16 protein-coding genes and 1 pseudogene are annotated in these 14748 nt (G+C 65.4%); 4 read left to right on the top strand and 13 right to left on the bottom strand.

Annotated features, from left to right (window positions below; genetic code table 11):
• Window positions 1-133: 133 nt before the first annotated feature.
• Together fmdA and D579_RS14955 are read left to right on the top strand one after the other, a co-directional pair.
• Window positions 134-1360, top strand: a complete 1227-nt coding sequence (fmdA, locus tag D579_RS0113075) for a formamidase (RefSeq protein ID WP_018952266.1) — start codon at window positions 134-136, stop codon at window positions 1358-1360.
• A gap of 59 nt (window positions 1361-1419) precedes the next feature.
• Window positions 1420-1767 carry a zinc ribbon domain-containing protein gene (locus tag D579_RS14955; RefSeq protein WP_038050514.1) on the top strand — a complete coding sequence of 116 codons (348 nt, stop codon included), beginning with the start codon at window positions 1420-1422 and terminating at the stop codon, window positions 1765-1767.
• Window positions 1768-1909: 142 nt separating this feature from the next.
• On the opposite strand, the gene fetB is transcribed toward D579_RS14955, so the two are convergent.
• The 6 genes from fetB to folB all read right to left on the bottom strand — a co-directional run bounded on the left by fetB (window position 1910) and on the right by folB (window position 6701).
• The gene (gene fetB, locus D579_RS0113070; RefSeq protein ID WP_018952265.1) at window positions 1910-2713 is read right to left on the bottom strand and encodes an iron export ABC transporter permease subunit FetB; all 804 of its coding nucleotides are present in this window, start codon (window positions 2711-2713) and stop codon (window positions 1910-1912) included.
• The gene (locus D579_RS0113065; RefSeq protein WP_018952264.1) at window positions 2704-3324 is read right to left on the bottom strand and encodes an ATP-binding cassette domain-containing protein; all 621 of its coding nucleotides are present in this window, start codon (window positions 3322-3324) and stop codon (window positions 2704-2706) included. The genes fetB and D579_RS0113065 overlap by 10 nt, the downstream gene beginning before the upstream one ends.
• 332 nt (window positions 3325-3656) lie before the next feature.
• A complete protein-coding gene (locus D579_RS0113060; protein WP_018952263.1) occupies window positions 3657-4910 on the bottom strand; it encodes an ammonium transporter in 1254 nt (417 codons plus the stop codon).
• A gap of 36 nt (window positions 4911-4946) precedes the next feature.
• Window positions 4947-5285: a P-II family nitrogen regulator gene (locus tag D579_RS0113055; protein ID WP_018952262.1), complete on the bottom strand. Its 339-nt coding sequence runs from the start codon at window positions 5283-5285 to the stop codon at window positions 4947-4949.
• Window positions 5286-5352: 67 nt separating this feature from the next.
• A complete protein-coding gene (locus D579_RS0113050; protein WP_018952261.1) occupies window positions 5353-6045 on the bottom strand; it encodes a TorF family putative porin in 693 nt (230 codons plus the stop codon).
• Between the two features lie 290 nt (window positions 6046-6335).
• A complete protein-coding gene (gene folB / locus D579_RS0113045; RefSeq protein WP_018952260.1) occupies window positions 6336-6701 on the bottom strand; it encodes a dihydroneopterin aldolase in 366 nt (121 codons plus the stop codon).
• Window positions 6702-6774: 73 nt separating this feature from the next.
• Here folB and D579_RS0113040 point away from each other — a divergent pair, with 73 nt between their 5' ends.
• Window positions 6775-7800, top strand: a complete 1026-nt coding sequence (locus D579_RS0113040) for an amidoligase family protein (protein ID WP_018650569.1) — start codon at window positions 6775-6777, stop codon at window positions 7798-7800.
• 49 nt (window positions 7801-7849) lie between these two features.
• Window positions 7850-8617 (top strand): gamma-glutamyl-gamma-aminobutyrate hydrolase family protein, encoded by a 768-nt coding sequence (locus tag D579_RS0113035; protein ID WP_018952259.1) that lies wholly within the window; start codon window positions 7850-7852, stop codon window positions 8615-8617.
• A gap of 39 nt (window positions 8618-8656) precedes the next feature.
• Here D579_RS0113035 and msrA read toward each other — a convergent pair whose 3' ends face one another.
• The 7 genes and pseudogenes from msrA to D579_RS14300 form a co-directional block, all read right to left on the bottom strand.
• Entirely contained in the window at window positions 8657-9289 is a 633-nt protein-coding gene (gene msrA / locus D579_RS0113030; protein ID WP_018952258.1) for a peptide-methionine (S)-S-oxide reductase MsrA, read from the bottom strand.
• A gap of 11 nt (window positions 9290-9300) precedes the next feature.
• The gene (locus D579_RS0113025; protein WP_018952257.1) at window positions 9301-10461 is read right to left on the bottom strand and encodes a PQQ-dependent sugar dehydrogenase; all 1161 of its coding nucleotides are present in this window, start codon (window positions 10459-10461) and stop codon (window positions 9301-9303) included.
• 42 nt (window positions 10462-10503) lie between these two features.
• Complete coding sequence (locus D579_RS0113020; RefSeq protein WP_018952256.1) at window positions 10504-11331, bottom strand: DNA-formamidopyrimidine glycosylase family protein; 828 nt, start codon at window positions 11329-11331, stop codon at window positions 10504-10506.
• Between the two features lie 265 nt (window positions 11332-11596).
• Entirely contained in the window at window positions 11597-12589 is a 993-nt protein-coding gene (locus D579_RS0113015) for a lysophospholipid acyltransferase family protein (protein WP_018952255.1), read from the bottom strand.
• On the bottom strand, window positions 12586-12945 hold the full coding sequence (locus D579_RS0113010; RefSeq protein WP_018952254.1) for a tetratricopeptide repeat protein: 360 nt from the start codon (window positions 12943-12945) through the stop codon (window positions 12586-12588). The genes D579_RS0113015 and D579_RS0113010 overlap by 4 nt, the downstream gene beginning before the upstream one ends.
• Window positions 12946-12985: 40 nt before the next feature.
• Complete coding sequence (locus D579_RS0113005) at window positions 12986-14440, bottom strand: TrkH family potassium uptake protein (protein ID WP_018168356.1); 1455 nt, start codon at window positions 14438-14440, stop codon at window positions 12986-12988.
• 23 nt (window positions 14441-14463) lie between these two features.
• Window positions 14464-14748 (bottom strand): annotated as a pseudogene (locus tag D579_RS14300) (IS630 family transposase); the annotation flags it as partial.

Here is a 14748-nt window from a genome sequence, read left to right as displayed (position 1 = left end):
GCTGGCATGATTCTCGCTTCCTCTTGCTTGCATCAGAAAGCGGCCGTCTCATTTCGAGGCCCGGACGCCTGAGCCGTATTCCGGAAGCAACGCCTGCCGGGATGCGCCGGAAATTTCTAGACTGGAGAGACCCATGGCGGAAACCTTGATCTCGTACGATATCAACAAGGCCCCGGAAGAACAGGACATCAAACCGCACAACCGTTGGCACCCGGACATCCCAATGGCGGTCCACGTCAAGCCTGGCGACGAGTTTCGCCTCGAATGCTGCGACTGGACAGGGGGCCAGGTCGGTAATAACGATTCCGCCAACGACATCCGCGACGTCGATCTCAGCAAGGTTCACTATCTGACCGGCCCCGTGTCTGTAGAGGGGGCCGAGCCAGGCGACCTCCTCGTGGTCGACATCCTTGACGTTGGGCCACGCCAGGACCAGCTCTGGGGTTTTAATGGGGTGTTCGCACGCGAGAACGGTGGCGGATTCCTGACCGAACACTTCCCCGAGGCGCGTAAGTCAATCTGGGACTTTCACGGCATCTACACCAGCTCCCGACACATTCCTAAAGTCCGCTTCCCCGGAACCATCCATCCCGGCCTGATCGGCACCTTGCCCTCGCGCGAGTTGCTGGAAACCTGGAACACGCGCGAGCAGGCGCTGGTGGACACCGACCCCGACCGGGTACCTCCGCTGGCCACCCTGCCCTATGAGGACACCGCACTCATGGGCGACATGAAGGGCGAAGAGGCCAAGAGGGCAGCCCGCGAAGGCGCCCGGACGGTGCCCCCCCGCGAACATGGGGGCAACTGTGACATAAAAAACCTGTCGCGCGGCTCGCGGGTGTACTTCCCGGTGTACGTGAAAGGGGCCGGACTGTCGGTAGGGGACCTCCACTTCTCACAAGGCGATGGCGAGATCACCTTCTGCGGTGCCATCGAGATGGCCGGCGTGATCGACTTAAAGGTGGGCCTGATCAAAGGCGGCATGCAGAAGTACAACATTAGCAGCCCGGTGTTCCAGCCGAGCCAGGTGGATCCACAGTTTCGCGATTACCTAATCTTCGAGGGGATCTCTGTGGACGAACAGGGCAAGCAGCACTACCTCGATGCCCATGTGGCCTACCGGCAGGCCTGTCTGAACGCCATCGAGTACCTGAAAAACTTCGGCTACTCCGGGGCTCAGGCCTATTCGATCCTTGGTACCGCACCCGTAGAGGGCCATATCAGCGGCATCGTGGACATCCCGAATGTCTGCGCCACCCTTTGGCTCCCATCGGAAATCTTCGAGTTCGATATCCACATTTCGGACTCCGGCCCAACCATTGAGATCGGCGACGACGTCGATACCTCTACCGCCAGCTAAACGTGCTTTGCCCGGCCCGCTATAGCGGGCCGGGCAAGCCCACTCCCCGGAGACGCCCGATGCCTCTTTACGATTATCGCTGCCCGAACTGCGGCGACTTTTCCGACTTCGGCCGCATCGCCGAATCATCCGCCCCGCACACCTGCCCGGCCTGCGGAACCGACGCCCCGCGAGTGATCAGTGCCCCGCGACTGTCACTGATGGATCCATCCAACCGTCAACGCTGGGAACGCAACGAACGCAGCCAGCATGCGCCCAAGAAAGTCCGGCGCAGCTCGTGTGGCTGCAGCGGAACCCATACTTGTGGCACACAGAACACGAGCGCGGCAAAGTCAGGCGAAACCACCCACCCCCCTCTGCAAAAGCAGACCAAGAAGACAGCCCGCCCCTGGATGCTCGGGCACTAGGCACGGCTTGCTATCACGTTCCGTCCAACTGCCGTCTCACCGCGTGCCCGAGGCGGCAGTCTCTATCTCGATGCTTGATAGAGGGGCACCATCCCGCTTGATCCCGACTCGCCCAACGCGACAAATCAACCCCGTAAAATCCTCAATATCGCCCAGGCTTGAGACGGTCCAGGCGTAGGCGTTCGCGATTGTCGAACAGGCGCCGAGAGGCGAACCAGACCGCGCCCAGGGTACCGAATCCAGTCCCTGCGGCGATCAGGAACATGATCAGGATCTGGTACTTGACCGCCTCCACCGGCGGGGCGCCGGCAAGGATCTGGCCCGTCATCATGCCCGGCAGGCTGACGATACCGGCCGCGGCCATGGCATTGATGGTCGGCATCAGGCCGGAGCGGGCGGCCTCGCGGCGCATGGTGGCGACGGCCTCGCTCCAGCCCGAGCCCAGCGCCAGGCGGGCCTCGATGGTGCGGCGCTCGCGCCAGACCGTCTGGGTCAGGCGGTCCAGCCCCAGCGCGATGCCGGTCATGGTGTTGCCCAGCAGCATCCCCAGCAGCGGGATGGCGTACTGCGGCTCCCACCAGGGCGAGGGTCCCACCATCGTGGTCAGCGCAAGCACGGTGACGGCAAAGGCCGAAACGAACATGGTGACCGCACCGATCCCGTAGCCCCACAGCCCGGCAAAACGGCGCTGCTGACGCGCCATCACCTCGTAGCCGGCGATCGACACCATGACCAGCGCCATCAGCGCCACCCAGCCCAGGTGCGCGTGGTCGAACAGCGTCTGCAGCACCAAGCCGATTAGCAGCAGCTGGATCACGGTGCGCGCCCCGGCGATCAGCAGACTGCGCCCCAGCCCCATGCGCGCCCAGATGGTCAGGCCAGCCAGGGCGACAACCAGCAGCGCCGCCAGCGTCAGATCCAGCGCGGAAAGCGAGATCAGGTCCATGCGTTTGCCTCCAACTGGCCATCGCGGATGGTCAGGATGCGCCCGCCCAGACGCTGGCGCTGCAGCGTGTCATGACTGACCCATAGTGCCGCCGCCTCTTCTTCGGCCAAGTACGCCCGCACCGCGCGCTCGATGCGCTTGGTGTTCTCCAGGTCCAGGTTGGCGGTGGGCTCGTCCAGCAGCAGGACACGGGGCCGGTTCAGCAGCGCGCGCACCAGACCCAGGCGCTGTTTCTCGCCGCTGGAGAGACGCTCGACCTCCCACCCCAGCGAGGCCTCCGGCAACGCGACCTGTGCCAGCAGGTGCAGGGCCGCCTCGCGCGAGAAATCGGCGGGCAGGTGTTCATCCACGTGCTCGCCCCACCAGGCGGTCTCGGCCGGCACATAGGCCACGCGCCGGCGCCACTGGACCGGCAGCATGGCGGCGCGCGCCTCGCCGTTCAGCATCACTTCCCCCGTGCTGGGGTCGAGATCCGCCAGAGCGCGCAACAGCAGGGACTTGCCGGCACCCGAGGCGCCGGTGACCTGCACCAGTTCGCCCGGCTGAACCGCCAGGTCCAGCGGGCCCAGCTGGGCTGTTTTCAGTTGTCGGACGTCAAGCAGGCGATCCATGCGACAGGCTTCCGGTGCGGCAAAAGCGGGATCGTAACCGAAGCCGGGGTACGGGGATGAATGGCCGGACCGCGAGACGCTGCTTGCTGGGAAGAGAGCCGGCCGGGGTGTTAGTAGCCCGCGGGCATCAGTCGCAAGAACCGCCGCGGGCGGGGGCTTCGCGGGCAAACCCGCTCCCACAGGGTGAGTCGAACAAAAAAGGGCGCCCGATAAAGGGGCGCCCAAATGCCAACGTCCAAGTCCTGGGAGACTGTCTTGTCGGCGTCGGAGGAGACGATGTATCGGGATCGAGCCGGGTTACGGCCCGACCCCGGTTTCAGGTTAACGAAGCTTTATTGCTTCCCGGTGAACTCCGGGTAGGCCTCGAGACCGCACTCGGCGATATCGGCGCCCATGGCCTCGTCCTCTTCGCTCAGGCGGATGCCCATCACCGCCTTCAGGATCGCCCAGACGATAAGGCTGGCCACGAAGACGAACACGAAGATGGCGAGCAGGCCGACGATCTGGCCGACAAAGGTCGCGTCCGGGTTGGACAGCAACACTGCCATCACGCCCCAGATACCGGCGGTACCGTGCGCGGAGATCGCACCGACCGGGTCGTCGATCTTCAGCTTGTCCAGAGCCACGATCGAGAACACCACGATCACGCCACCCACGGCACCGATGATCATCGCCAGGAACGGGCTGGGCATCAGCGGCTCGGCCGTGATGGAGACCAGGCCAGCAACCGCTCCGTTCAGGGCCATGGTCAGGTCGGCTTTCCCGAACACAAGGCGTGTCGTGATCAGAGCGGCCACCACACCCCCGGCCGCGGCCAGGTTGGTATTGGTGAACACGGCAGCCACGGCATTGGCGGACTCGATGTCCGACACCTTCAGCTCGGAGCCGCCGTTAAAGCCGAACCACCCCAGCCACAGGATCAGCACACCCAGGGTGGCCAGCGGCATGTTGGAGCCCGGGATCGCGTTAATCCGCCCATCCTTGCCGTATTTGCCCTTGCGCGCGCCAAGGAGCAGCACACCGGCCAGCGCCGCAGCGGCACCCGTGAAGTGGACGATGCCGGACCCGGCGTAGTCCAGATAGCCGATCTGGTCGAGGAAACCCCCACCCCAGCTCCAGAAGCCCTGAATCGGGTAGATGAAGCCAGTCAGCACGACCGCGAAGGCCAGGAAGGCCCACAGCTTCATGCGCTCGGCCACGGCACCCGAGACGATGGACATCGCGGTGGCCACGAACACGACCTGGAAGAAGAAGTCGGCACGATCGGAGTAGTAGATGTCGCCACCGCTACCCAGCACGTCCGCGACCGCGTTGTCGCCGCTGATCAGGAAGCCCAGCCCCGGGATAATGGAGCTGAGCCCATCGCTGTACATGATGTTGTAGCCGATCAGCATGTACATGATGCTGGCGATCGAATACAGGGCGATATTTTTGGTTGCGATTTCGGCCACACTCTTGGTGCGGACCATACCGGCCTCGAGCATGGTAAAGCCCGCGGCCATCCACATCACCAGTGCACCGGCCACCAAAAAGTAAAAGGTGTCCATCGCATAGGCGAGTTCGACAACTTGCTGTTCAATTTCCATGATTGGAATTCCTCGTTAAGGGACCGGGGTTTCGCGTTAAAGCGCTTCGGTTCCGGTTTCGCCGGTTCGAATGCGAACAACCTGCTCGATCGGGGAAATAAAGATCTTCCCATCGCCGATCTTGCCAGTGCTGGCGGCGGTTGAGATTGCTTCTACCACTCGATCCACGAGCGAGTCGTCGACGGCCACCTCAAGCTTGACCTTGGGCAAAAAATCGACCACATATTCAGCTCCACGATAGAGTTCGGTGTGCCCGCGCTGCCGGCCAAATCCCTTTACCTCGGTCATGGTGATGCCTTGCACCCCAATCTCCGAGATCGCCTCGCGGACATCATCAAGCTTGAAGGGCTTGATCACGGCGGTAATCATTTTCATGGTTCACTCCTTGGGGCGGGCCCGCTCACCGCAAGCCCGCCATTGGGGTTTTGGATCGATGACCGGCTCAGAAATCGAGCGACCAGGCGACGTAGGCACGCACATCCTCACCCGACACGTCCGCATAGGCCAGATTCATGCTGAAGGTGCCCATGCTTTCGGTGTGGCGGGACAGGCTCGCGTGATAGTGTTCGTAGCTATCAGCGTCACCATCGAAAGTCTGGTGACCAACCATGAACCCGGCGCTATAAACGTCCGCAAACGGAACATCCAGGCCCGCGTAGTAGTAGGCACTACCGCTTTCGAACAACTCCTGATCGCTTTCCTCGTTTACAACAACCTTTACGCCACCGTAGAACATGTCGTAAGAAAGCTCGCCGTAAATTTCTCCAAAGCCAACATCTAGATCGGCATCGGGATAAAAGTAATAGACATAGCCCACGTCATAGCCCAGACCGTTTGCCAGTTCGTCGGCGAATCCGGCATACAGGTCGAGCTCGTAGCTGGGATCTGGATCGCCGTCTCCGGCAAGGTTGGAGGCCCAGGTGCCGACATAAAAGCCCGATGAATGGCCGTAGTCAAAGCCGCCCTGGATCGCTGCATCACCACCCGTCTCGGAGAATCCGCGGAGCTCGTAGTCCGACGCAATAGTGATGTTCCCGGAAAACTCCGCGGTCGCGGTGGAGGTCGCCACCAGGGCGCCGGTGCCGCCCGTCGCCAGTACTGCCGCAGCCAGGATGGAACGCTTGAACTTCGTCATTGATCTTTCTCCGGTTGGTCAATCGAATGTCGCGTAGTCGACACCCGGTCCTTGCACGGGCTGTGCCAAGTACCAGAACGGAGCAAAAATCGGCTTTTCACAACACGTGTTGCGGCCGAACCACGGGCTTTTGCCTCTTTACGGTGCGCACTAAAAGTGCACACGCACCGCAATGGTGCGATCAAGCAAAAGTGTGAACGAGGTCTGACTCCCGCAGCGGGCGGGCGTGAATCAACAGAACCGGATCAATAGAAGGGTGGGCCGGGACGACCCTGGAAGAAGGGGAGAAGCTAGGCGGGCGAAGCGAGGGTGCCGCGTTCGATCTCGATGCCGACCTCGCGCACACCGGGGACGGCTCCGGGCTTGCCCAGCTTGATGCGCACCCAGGGGGTGCCGAACTGGGCCATCAGGGTTTCGGCGATCTCTTCGGCCAGGGATTCCAGCAGCGCGTGCGGCTCGCGCGTGACGATGGCCCGCACCGCGTTGGCCACCGCCTCGTAATCGACGGTATCGCCGATCTCGCCGGAATAGGCGGCGATGCGGGTATCCGCCGCCAGTTCGATGTCGAATCGCAGGCGGCGCTGGATCCGCTGTTCCCAGTCGTAGACACCAACAACGGCATCGATTTCGAGGTCGCGCAGATAGATTCGATCCATGGGCTCGGCGGGCTCCTGTAGGTCGGCGCCTATCCTACTGCCCGGGCCGCACGAGGTACACCGAGCCGTTATCATGGAGCTCTCCTTGCACGGCTTCGAGACACGCATGAGCGAGCCCTTCCACGACCTCCCGTGGCCCGACACCCCCGAGGGCGAACCGCGTCGCATCGGGGTAGAGATCGAGATGGCCGGGGTCTCGCTGGAGATTATGGCCGAAGCAGTAAAGGCCGAATTCGGAGGGCAGATCGAACCGGACAGTGCGTTCGTCGCCCGCGTGCGCGATACCGACGTCGGCGACTTCCAGCTGGAACTGGACGCCCGGGTGCTGAAGGACCGGGCCTACCGCGAGCATCTCGCGCGCCTGGGCATCTCGCTGGACGACTCCGACAAGGCGGCGCTGGATCGCTGGCTGGCCGACGCTGCCGGCCGCCTGGTGCCGCATGAAATCGTGGCCCCGCCGATCCCGGTGGCCGACCTGCCCCGCCTGGACCGGGTACGCGCGGCCCTGCAAGAGGCCGGCGCCCAGGGCACCGAACGCTCGTTTCTCTACGCCTTCGGGTTGCAGATCAATATCGAGATCCACCGCACCGATGCCGAGTGGCTGCTGGCGATCCTGCGCAGCTTCCTGCTGATGGCCGAGGCCCTCACCGCGGCCGGCGCAATCGACCTGGCACGGCGACTGTCGCCCTACATTCGCGCGTTTCCCGGGCCCTTTGTACGCCACATGCTGGACCCGGACTTCCAACCCGATCAGGCCGGCCTGATCGATGCCTACCTGGCGCACAGCCCGACGCGCAACCGACCACTGGACCTGTTGCCCTTGTTTGCCCACCTGGACCCGGAACGGGTCAACGCCGCACCGGTGGAACACGACTTGATCAAACCGCGCCCGGCCTTCCATTACCGCCTGCCGAACTGCGAGATCGACGACCCGGACTGGAGCCTGGCGCGACCGTTCAATGGCTGGGTCGAGGTGGAACGTCTGGCGGCGGATCCGGAACGCCTGGAGCGCCTGTCACGGGAATACCTGGACCGCCCCGGCCAGGCCCTCGGCCGCTGGGCCGACGACTGGAGCCAGCGCCTCCGTGACTGGTTCTGACTCGGCTCCCAATGCAACCAGCCGGGTCACGCCCCAAGCCCTTCGCCCGGTGATCGCGATCACCGGGCCGGACCAGGGCGGGGGTCCGGCCTGGCTGTTCACCGCCCTGGCGGTGTGGCGCGCGGGAGGCCGCCCTTTGCGGTTGCGCCCGGGAAAGCCGCGCGGCCGTTGCCCGTTCGACGGACTGATCGTGGGCGGCGGGGCGGATGTCGACCCCGAGCTCTACGGCGAGACCCTGCCCGACGGGCCGGATGCGGCCGCCATCCGCCAGGCGGAGCGCCGCCTCTCGCAGCGCCTGATCGGCTATCTCTTCTACCCGGCCCTGTGGCTGCTGCGCCGGCTGTTCCAGTCGCACGGCGGCGTACTGGACGCCGACCGCGACCGCCTGGAGAAGGCCCTGATCCACCGCGCGCTGGACGACCATCGGCCGATCCTCGGCATCTGCCGCGGCATGCAGCTGGTCAACGTGGTGCGCGGCGGCACGCTGCAGCGCGACCTGGGCGAGTTCTACGTGGAAACACCGCAGGCCCGCAGCCTGTTGCCGGTCAAGCCGGTGCAGCTGGAGCCGCGCAGCCACCTGGCCGACATCCTGGGCGACGCCACGCTACACGTGAACGCCCTGCACAATCAGGCGGTGGATGGCCTGGGTCGCGGGCTAAGGGTCGCCGGCCGCGAGGCCAGCGGCGTGGTACAGGCGATCGAGGCCGACCGCGGCTGGTGCATCGGCGTGCAGTGGCACCCGGAATACCTGCCCCAGAAGCGCCGCCACCAGCGTCTGTTCCACGCCCTCGTTCGGGCCGCCGCCAATACCGGCTAAAACCCGATTCACCAAGAAGACACGAAGAAGGGCAAGCGCTCAGGCCGGGTACGGCACGGAGAGGCCGCCGAGGCCGCAGTAGCCGTGGGGGACCTTGGCCAGGTATTGCTGATGATCCTCTTCGGCGAAATAGAACGCAGGCCCCTCGACGATCTCGGTGGTGATCGTTCCGCCCCGTGCCTTGTCCAGCGCGGCCTGGAAGCGTTGGCGGCTGGTCTCGGCGGCCGCCAGCTGTTCCGCATCGGTGGTGTAGATCGCGGAGCGGTACTGGGTACCGACGTCGTTGCCCTGGCGCATGCCCTGGGTCGGGTCGTGGCCTTCCCAGAAGGTGCGGAACAGCGCATCCAGGTCGACTCGCCGCGGATCGAATACCACACGCACCAGTTCGGTGTGCCCGGTCTGGCCGCTGCATACCTCGCGATAGGTCGGATTCGGGGTATAGCCCCCACCGTAACCGACGCTGGTGGAGTACACCCCGTCCAGCTGCCAGAACAGGCGCTCGGCGCCCCAGAAGCAGCCCATGCCGAACTGAATCACCTGCATGCCCTCGGGGTACGGCGGTGCCAACGGGGTTCCCAGCACCATGTGGCGCCCGGGCACCGGCATCGGCTCCTCGCGCCCGGGCAAGGCCTGCTCGGGCGCAGGCATGCGCGGCTCGGAAAATGCGAACATGGGCGACTCCATCAGTCAGCCGGGGTGAGCCGGATCAGCTCCCCCGGGTTGTGGTCGGTAAGTACGTAGATTGCGCCTTCGTGCACGCGCACGTCGCGCACACGGCGATCCAGATCCGGCAGCACCTCGGATTCATTGACCAGGTCGCGCCCGTCGAAGGTCAGGCGGCGCAGCGTCTGGTGCGCCAGTCCGCCGACCAGCAGCTCACCATCCCAGTCGGCAAAGGCCGGATCGCGCAGGATCGCCATGCCGGACGGGGCAATGGAAGGCGTCCAGTGATGCAGCGGCGACTCCATCCCCTCCTTCTCGGTCAGACCCTCGCCCACCTGACCGCCACGGTATTCCTCGCCGTGGGTAATGACCGGCCAGCCGTAGTTCAGGCCGGGTTCGATGATGTTGACCTCGTCACCCCCGCGCGGGCCATGCTCGTTCTGCCAGAAGGTGCCGGTCTCGGGGTCCATCACCATGCCCTGCGGGTTGCGCACACCCCAGGCCCAGATCTCCGGGCGGGCGTCGGGTTCATCCACCAACGGGTTGTCATCCGGCACCGAACCATCGTCATGCAGCCGGATGATGCTGCCGATATGGGTGGAGGTGTCCTGCGCATGATCGCGATCGCCGCGGTCACCCACGCTGATGTACACGTACCCGGCCTGGTCAAACACGATGCGGCTGCCGAAGTGCCGGCCGCCGCTGACACCCGGCTCGGCGGTGAACAGTGTCTCCACGTCCTGCAGCTCGCCATCCTGGAAGCGCCCACGCGCCAGGCGGGTCGTCAGTCCGCCCTCCACGCTCGCCGAGTAGGTGAAGTACAGCCAGCGGTTGTCGGCGAAATTGGGGTGCAGCGCAAGATCCAGCAGCCCGCCCTGGTTGCGCGCCTGCAGGTCGTCCGGCAACCCCGGGACCAGCGCGCCCCGCCCGTCGAAGGCCTCGGCGTCCTCGAACCAGCGCAGGGTGCCCGGGCGCTCGCTGATCAGTGCACCGCCTTCGGGCAGGAAGGCGATGGCCCAGGGGTGATTCAGTTCCTCGTGCAGCACGCTGACCTGCAGATCCTGCTGCCCGCCCTCCAGGCCCTCGGCCGAGACCCCGGAGGACCCGGTGCATGCCACCAGAAGGCCCACGGTCATGGGAACCACCGTTACACGTCCCAGGATATGCTTGCGCTTGCTCATGGCTCGCTCCTTGTTCGGTCCGATGTCCATTGGTACCTGCGTTCAGGCGGCGGGTTCCCTCGGCTGGCAGACAGGGCACCAGTACGTCGAGCGGCCGTGTTCGCCCAGCAGGGCATATTCGACCGGTACGCCGCACTGTCGGCAGGGCTCGCCACGGCGGCCATAGACGTTCAGGAACGCCCCCTCCTCGGCGCGCTCGCGGGTGATGCGCGGACCCGGCTTCAGGTTGCGCCGCAGCAACCGCTCGGCATCGCGGTACAGCCCCGCCAGCACTCGCTGCGACACCTGCCCGAGAGGCCACAGCGGGTGACAGCCTTGCAGGAACAGCACCTCTGACTTGTAGATGTTTCCGATGCCCGCCGCCAGCGACTGATCCAGCAGCACATCCAGGATCGGGCGCGCCGGGTCCGCGACGGTCCGCACCCGCATGACCACGGCATCCAGGTCGATCGCCGGGTCCAGCAGATCAGGGCCGACACGGGCATCCAGACGCGGGACATCCGCCGCCCCCGCCGTGCGCGGGCGCCACTGCAGCTCGCGAGGGTGAAAGCAGACCAGTACACGCTCCGGGAGGCTGAGGATGGCCCAGGCACTGGAGGCCGGCTTGTGCCAGGCGACACCCGGGGCGTACTGGTGCCAGGTCCCGTACATGCCCAGGTGGGTGCGCAATTGCCACGGCCGGCCATCCGCAGCTGCAAGATCCAGCAACAAGTGCTTGCCCCGGGCCTGCACGGTCCCGGCGGTCATCGCGCCATGCTCGAGCAACGGATCGCCGCGCCGGGTGCGGGTCGCTACCGCAGTCAGCGTTGCGCCCTCCAGTACCGGCCGCAACGCGGCGGCCAGCTTGTGGATCGTGTCGCCCTCGGGCATGGCCGGCGGAGTTAGGGAAACACTGATTAATGCACGCGCTCGCGCTCGAGTCGCTTTTGCGTGCGAACAAGGCGCGGTGACTGCCGTGCAGTCATTCTGCACAAGGGAGCCGCAACGCCGTGCGCGCGCAAAAGCGGCCGAGCCCCGTGGGGTTGGCACCCCAGGTTCCCCGATCCTGCGTTGCGCCGCTTGCGGGTAGAACCACTACCCGCTGCACGACGCGCCTTGTCTCGGAAAACCTGGGGTGCCAACGCGAGTGTGTGCATTAATCAGTGTTTCCCTTGCGCTCGCGCGCGGGGTACAGGCGCGGCTCGCCCTCGGGCCGGGTGCGGAACAGGCGCATGGACCACAGGTACTGCGCCGGGGCCTGCTCGATGCCACGCTCGATGGCGGCGTTCATCTGCCGCGCATCGACGGCATCATCCCCCGAGGGATAGTCTTCTAGGGGCGGCCACAGGCGCATCACGTACTGGTCCGCCGCCGCGTCATACCAGGCGAAGCTGGGCAGGACCGCCGCCTTCGACATGCGCGCCAGACGCGCCAGCGCGGTCAGCGTGGCCTTCTGCACACCGAAGAAATCCACGAATACCGCGCCCTCCGCGCCCAAGTCCTCGTCCGGCAGGTAATAGAAGAAGCGACCGCGCTTGAGCTGGCGAATGGCCGGGCGCAGGCCCTGGTCGCGGGCGAAGATATCGCCGGAATAGCGCGTGCGGCTGCGGTGGTTGATCCACTCCAGCACCGGGTTCTTCATCGGCTTGGCGAAGGACACGCCGTCGAACATCTGACTCATGCGCACGCCGCCGTAATCCAGCCCCAGGGAATGCGGCGCCAGGATGATCACTGGCGTCCCGCCGGAGCGCAGGCGCTCGTAGTGCTCCAGACCCTCGATGCGAATGCGGGCGGCGTGCTGGCCGGGCTTGCCGAACCACAGCAACCCGTAGTCCAGCGCCGTCTGCGCCTGGTAGCGGTAATAGGCCTCCAGGCGCTGGGCGCGCTCCGCAGCGGTCATCGCCGGGAAGCACAGCTCCAGGTTGCGCTCGACCACCGCCCGACTGCGCCCGGCCAGCCGGCGAATCAGCCGGCCCAGCCCGCCGGCGAGACCGCGCACGGCCGGGCGCGGCAACTCCTGCAGCACCCAGGCCAGGCCCAGCAACAGCCAGCTTCCCCAGTAACGCGGGGCGAAGTGCGCGGCGGTCAGCGGGGCCTGGTAGGCACCAGCGTCCTCGCGCCGCCCGGTTTCGTCGTCGACAGCGCTCATGCGCCCCCAGCACCGCCGGCGGGCCCGTCCGTGGCGGCCTGCTGCTTGCGGGCGCGCTTGGCGTAGACCTCCATCTCCTTCGCGGCCTGCAGATCACCCTTCTCGGTGGCCACGCGGATACCGCGCTCGCAGGTGGACAGGGCCGACTCGGGGCGCTCCAGCTCCACCAGCGTCTTCGCCAGCAGCTTCCAGGCCGCGGAATAACCGCCGTCCAGATCCAGCGCCCGCTGCAGATGTGGCACTGCGGCCTCCAGCTGGCCATCGGTCGCCAGGGCATTGCCCAGCGAGAAACGCAGCATGGCGGAATCCTGGCCGCCGTCGAGCATATTCTGGAAGCGTTCGATCATGTCGCTCATGGGGTACCTCCCTCGGCGCGTGCCGATGCGTACAGTCAGGCTAACGCCGCCAGAAGGCGGGCGACAGAAGCACCAGCACGGTAAAGATTTCCAGGCGCCCCATCAGCATCGCAACCACCAGGACCCACTTGCTGAAATCGTTGATCGACTGGAAGTTGGGCCCGACCTCGCCCAGACCGGGGCCCAGGTTGTTCAGCGAAGCGGCCACTGCCGAGAACGCGGTCACCTGATCCAGACCGGATGCCATCAGCCCCAGCATCATCACTACGAACACCATCACGTAGGCCGCCAGGAAGCCCCACACCGCCTGCACGACGCGATCCGGGGCCTCCTTCCCGTTGACCTTCACGGCGATCCGCGCGTGCGGGTGGATCAGACGCTTGATCTCGCGCAGCCCCTGCTTCACCAGCAACAGCACGCGCACCACCTTCATGCCACCACCGGTGGAACCGGTACAGCCACCGATGAACGACAGGAGGATCAACAACACAGGCAGGAAACCGGGCCACAGGTAGAAGCTGTCGGTGGCATATCCCGTCGTGGTCGCAATGGACACGACATGGAAGACCCCGCGGCGCAATGCATCCCCGAACTGATCGGTAAACCCGCTCCAGAGCATGAAACCGACCACCAGGACGATCGCCGAGCCGAGCACCAGGAGGTAGGCGCGTAACTCCTCGTCCCGCCGGTAAGGCTTCCAGGTCGCGCGGTGCAGCACCAGAAAGTGGAGAGCAAAGTTCATCCCGCCCAGAACCATGAACGCGATGGCGACCATCTCGATCGCCACGGAGTCGAAATGACCGATGCTGGCGTCATAGGTCGAAAAGCCACCAATCGCCACGGTGGTGAAGGAGTGCGCGATCGCATCGAAGGCATCCATGCCGGCGGCCCAGTAGGCCAGCGCGCAGGCCACGGTCAGGCCCAGGTAGATGTACCAGAGGTTGCGCGCGGTCTCGGCGATTCGCGGCGTCAGCTTGTTGTCGCGGATCGGCCCCGGAGTCTCGGCCTTGAACAGCTGCATGCCGCCCACGCCCAGCAGCGGCAGGATGGCCACCGCCAGCACGATGATCCCCATGCCGCCCATCCATTGCAGCTGCTGGCGATACCACAGCAGCGCCCGCGGCAGATCATCCAGCCCGGTCAGCACCGTGGCGCCGGTCGTGGTCAGCCCGGACATCGACTCGAAGGCGGCATCGGTGAAGGACACCTGCAGGCTCGGGTCGAGGTACAGCGGTGTCGCCCCGGCGATCCCCAGCCCCAGCCAGAACAGCACCACCAGGATGAAGCCGTCGCGCGCCTGCAGCTCCTGGCGCATGCGGTACAACGGCGCCCACAGCAGCCCGCCCATCAGCAACAGGAGGGCGAAGGCCTGCAGGAACACGTACGCGGTGGACTCCCCGTACAGAAAGCCGATGGCCGCCGGCGGCAGCATCGCCAGACTGAACAGCGTCAGCAGGACACCCAGCAGCCGGGCCGTGGAGGCGAGATGGAGCATCCGTGCGCTGCGCCTAGTGTCCTTTAACAATAGTTCGCATCATTATTGAGGCGATCACTTACACGGGCGATGGACGCGATGATCTGGTCGGCTGTTTTGCGCCAGATGAACGGTCGGGGTTCATCGTTGTACGTCTCCAGGTATTCGCGGATGGAATCCTCGAGTTCCCGAGTGCTGCGATGCGAACCGCGTTTGATCCAGCGTTCCGAGATGAGCGCGAAGAAGCGTTCGACCAGGTTGATCCATGACGCCGAGGTGGGCGTGAAGTGCACATGGTAACGCGGCCGCGCAGCGAACCACGCACGCAC

The sequence above is a fragment of the Thioalkalivibrio sp. AKL12 genome, assembly GCF_000377925.1.
In the GTDB taxonomy this organism is placed as follows: Bacteria; Pseudomonadota; Gammaproteobacteria; order Ectothiorhodospirales; family Ectothiorhodospiraceae; genus Thioalkalivibrio; species Thioalkalivibrio versutus.
Note: the sequence above shows the minus strand (reverse complement) of the source record. Positions and strands in the feature narration are given on the sequence as shown.